Source organism: Bacteroidota bacterium (assembly GCA_018698135.1).
In the GTDB taxonomy this organism is placed as follows: domain Bacteria; phylum Bacteroidota; class Bacteroidia; order CAILMK01; family JAAYUY01; genus JABINZ01.
On sequence record JABINZ010000220.1, the window covers coordinates 1 to 4,086 of the forward strand.

Sequence of the window (4,086 nt, forward strand, 5' to 3'; positions counted from 1 at the left end):
GACTATATTAAAACTGAACTTTCAATCGATATGTCTAAAAGTGTCATCGATCTGGTTAATTCTAATTATCTCCTACCATTTATGTCATTATACGAACATTATCAAGCTTGTGAAGACCTTTTGCATCAAAATGAAATACGAAATTTGATTCTTATAATAGCTGAAAGATCAGGACATTTGGATGAAGTAAAAAAAGATCTGGAATAGATTTTATATAAATGGGTTTTTTCAAATCAATAGATTATAATAAAGCAAGTGATGAAAATCTTATGGAAAAAGTCTGTAAGAAAAATCATCATGCTTTTGAAGAATTGTTTGAAAGATATAGTCAGCGATTATTGAGGTATTTTTATTCAATGCTCAATTATGATGAAGAAAAATCACAGGATTTTTTACAGGATCTTTTCATAAAAGTACTCGAAAATGCACGTTATTTTGATACCAACAGGAAGTTTAGCACATGGCTTTATAGCATTGCTACAAATATGTGTAAAAATGAATATCGCAAACTAGCAGGCAAACACTTTGTGTCGGAAGAATATATCCCTGAGTTTGATGAGATATATAGCTCGGGAATAACTTTCAATCTTGATAAGAAATTACTTCAAAGTGAATTGGAGAAGTCAATTGAACAGCTTGGATACAAGCATAAAAGTGTTTTCATAATGCGCTTTCAGCAAGAACTACCGATTAAGGAAATCAGCAGAATTATGAGTATTTCTGAAGGTACGGTTAAGTCAAGAATATTTTATTCCTTGAAAAAATTGGGAGAATTAATTCCTGAATTCAACCCCAAAAATTAGAATTATGGAAAGAAAAATTGATCTGGAAAGTTTAATAAGTTCAAAATCATTTGAAGAACTAAATGCAACTGAAAAAGCTTGCGTTTTAAGTTCAATGAGTAAGGCTGACTACAATCACTATTATAATTTAGGATTCTTGTCTGCTGAGATCCTTAAAAACAAAACCAGTAAAATTGTCATAAGAGATTCAACCAAGAAAATTCTTATTTCGAAATTTGCAAAGCCAAAAGTCAATATTTTATTCTATAAAATCCCTACTTATCAGGTAATGGCTTTAGCAGCCATTCTCATTGTGGTTTTTTACTTTTTTATCCCAGGATATTCTTCAAAAGCAGTTATCAATAATAATTCAGCTTATTTGGTTGATACCATATATCAAATCGTATATAAATCTCTTCCAGCACAAAACATTCAACTTAGCAGTGACACTAGTGAAAAAAAGGCTGAAATAGTAATAAAAGAGATTAAATGGACGGAACAGGCAATTAGAGAACCTGAAAATGATCAAGCAAATAGTGTTGCTTTGGTAAAATCACCCAATTCTTTTCAAATGGATTTAGGAGAGTTTCTAAATGAGAAAAAAACAGGTAGATCGCTGGCCAATGACAGCTTATTGTCTAAATATATGAATACTGCTGCTACAATTCTTTAAAAACCTGCTTATTCACAAACAAAATTGCTTTAGCTGTTTGAGGATTAAAAGAAATTGTAAATTTGGAGGTAAAAGCAGGCAGAATGATTATCAAAAACTTATCTGAGCAGAACTCTCTCGTGAAACAATTTCTGGCTGAGATCAGAAATGTGGACATTCAAAAAGATAGTTTGCGTTTTCGTAGAAATGTGGAACGAATAGGCGAAATAATGGCTTATGAAATATCCAAAACATTGGGATTTAAAGAAACTGATATTCAAACTCCACTGGGGATAAAACCTACTTCCGTTCTAAGTGACAAAATTGTAGTAGCCTCTATTTTACGAGCCGGATTACCTTTTCATCAGGGATTTTTGAATTATTTTGATCAGGCTGAAAATGCATATATCGCAGCCTATAGAAAACATACAGTTGGAGATGAATTTGAAATTAGTTTGGATTACATTTCAACACCTGATTTAACCGATAAAGTATTGTTATTGGTTGATCCTATGCTGGCCACTGCCTGGTCGATGGAAAAAGTATATAAAGCCATTCTGAAATATGGGAAACCAGCTCAGGTTCATCTGGCAGCAGTTATTTCAGCACAACCCGGTTTAGAATACATTCAAAAAGAATTTGCTGGAGAAAATATCACCTTATGGACTGCTGATATTGATCCTGAGCTTGATTCCAAATCCTACATTATTCCCGGATTAGGAGATGCTGGAGATTTGGCTTTTGGGGAGAAGTTGTAATTAATCTGAACCACTTTGTTCTTTCAAGAGTATAGCGAAGTGACTTTTGGATCTTTTGGAGGATGCATCTTTCAGGTAATAAAGTCTCAGCAGTGCTGAGAGAAATAAATCCTATAGCAAATCAAGCCCCCATTGTTTTTTCAAGAGTTTAGCGAAGCGACTCTTGGAACTTTCGTTAAACAAATTTTCCTGCTTTATACTGCAAAGACAGAAATCTTTCTTTTATTGGTTCTCTCATTCACCCTTCGGAAGACTTGCGAGAACAGGGAACAGGGTAAAATCCTGACTCCCCATCACCAAAGCCATTTCTACAGACTCAGGATACTTAGGGGCTACGCTTCTTTATCTATATTAAAGCCAATTTGCTTTCTGTCTACTTGTTCCGATTGTTGTCTTTTGGTTTCCTCAAACTGCTTAATGTATTCAAAGATCAACATGATTTTATCATCTTGCTCAAGATCTTTCTTTTCAAGCTCTTCTATTTTTTCCAGTATTTCTTGATGGGATGAGAGCATATTATGCATTTTAACAAAGATTTCAATAATCCTGTTACCCATCAAAATCGCCCTGTCTGAGTTCAAGACATTGGCAGCTTGCAATATTCCGTATTCTGTAAAAACTCTGGGACTGAAAGAAGAATACTTTAAACTTTCGAGGTGGTCGCAAATTGCGACCACCTCATCTTTTTCTGTTTTGGTTAGCTCAAACATGAAATGTGCTGGAAAGCGTTTGATGTTTCTTTTTACCTGTTCATTCAGTCGTTTTGTTGACACATCATAAAGCTCTGCTAAATCCCTGTCTATGATGACTTTTTTATCCCTTATTTTCAGAATTTTTGTCATGATAATTTCATCTGCCAACACTATTTTGCCTTCTTTGTTTTCGCTCATTCCCTTGATGTTTTAAGATTCAAAATTAATTCTATTTTTTGAAGACGGAAATTGACTCCTTGCTTCAATATGAAACCTTATATCCATTATTTTTATTTTGAAGAAGCCAATAAATCAGTCTTAAAATTAACGTTTTTACACCAAATATTAACGTGCTTTTTTTCTAAATGCCCAATGCTCTTTCAAGAGTTAAGCGAAGCGTCTCTTGGAACTTTCAATAAACAAAAGTTTTTTGCTTTTTATCTAATTCTAGTGCTACAAAGACTTAAGTCTTTCATTTATCGCTTCTCTCATTCACCCTTTGGAAGACTTGCGAGAACAGGGGAAGTATTACAGTTAGTGAAATAAAAGCACTACTTAAATTCATCAAATAAATTTGACTTTTCACCTTTTATTTCATTGAAAATTTAGCATGAAGAAATTCAATATAAGAAAATTTTGAACCAGTTTTTGGTCTATAATAATCCATCACGCAGTGCGTGATCATTTCTAAATAAATCACAAAATAGTCACTAACAGCTTGGTTGTTTGCAGCTTAAAACTACGGATAGCAGAGAAAAACGTTAATGCGTTATAGTCAAATTTGAACGCAGTGCGTTCTAATTTGGGAAAGTAATTAAATGAATGAGATTTTGTATTTATTTCGTTCGAAACTAATGTTCTTTCAAGAGTTAAGCGAAGCGACTCTTGGAGCTTTCAATAAACAAAAGTTTTCTGCTTTTTATCAAATTCTAGTGCTACAAAGACTTAAGTCTTTCATTTATCGCTTCTCTCATTCACCCTTCGGAAGACTTGCGAGAACAGAGGAATACATCCTAAAGCAAATCAACCTCTATTGTTCTTTCAAGAGTTAAGCGAAGCGTCTCTTGGAACTTTCAATAAACAAAAGTTTTTTGCTTTTTATCTAATTCTAGTGCTACAAAGACTTAAGTCTTTCATTTATCGCTTCTCACATTCACCCTTAGGAAGACTTGCGAGAACAGGTATGTTTTCTAACATAATTA

Annotated in this window: 5 protein-coding genes; 4 read left to right on the forward strand and 1 reads right to left on the reverse strand. The window is 33.4% G+C overall.

Annotated features, from left to right (window positions below; genetic code table 11):
* From HOG71_14040 to upp, 4 genes are all read left to right on the forward strand, one after another.
* Positions 1–207: hypothetical protein (locus HOG71_14040; GenBank protein MBT5991967.1), on the forward strand; the 207-nt coding region annotated here is incomplete at its 5' end.
* An 11-nt stretch (positions 208–218) separates the two neighbouring features.
* A complete protein-coding gene (locus HOG71_14045; protein MBT5991968.1) occupies positions 219–803 on the forward strand; it encodes an RNA polymerase sigma factor in 585 nt (194 codons plus the stop codon).
* Positions 804–807: 4 nt separating this feature from the next.
* Complete coding sequence (locus HOG71_14050; protein ID MBT5991969.1) at positions 808–1,455, forward strand: hypothetical protein; 648 nt, start codon at positions 808–810, stop codon at positions 1,453–1,455.
* 83 nt (positions 1,456–1,538) lie between these two features.
* On the forward strand, positions 1,539–2,192 hold the full coding sequence (gene upp, locus HOG71_14055; protein ID MBT5991970.1) for a uracil phosphoribosyltransferase: 654 nt from the start codon (positions 1,539–1,541) through the stop codon (positions 2,190–2,192).
* 332 nt (positions 2,193–2,524) lie between these two features.
* Here the strand turns inward: upp and HOG71_14060 are convergent, their stop codons facing one another.
* Positions 2,525–3,082, reverse strand: coding sequence for an ORF6N domain-containing protein (locus HOG71_14060; GenBank protein MBT5991971.1), 558 nt, complete (start codon positions 3,080–3,082; stop codon positions 2,525–2,527).
* Positions 3,083–4,086: the final 1,004 nt, after the last annotated feature.

Coding starts and splice junctions, on each gene's coding strand:
- HOG71_14050 (MBT5991969.1), top strand. CDS start 808: ATGGAAAGAAAAATTGATCTGGAAAGTTTAATAAGTTCAAAATCATTT.
- upp (MBT5991970.1), top strand. CDS start 1,539: ATGATTATCAAAAACTTATCTGAGCAGAACTCTCTCGTGAAACAATTT.
- HOG71_14045 (MBT5991968.1), top strand. CDS start 219: ATGGGTTTTTTCAAATCAATAGATTATAATAAAGCAAGTGATGAAAAT.
- HOG71_14060 (MBT5991971.1), bottom strand. CDS start 3,082: ATGAGCGAAAACAAAGAAGGCAAAATAGTGTTGGCAGATGAAATTATC.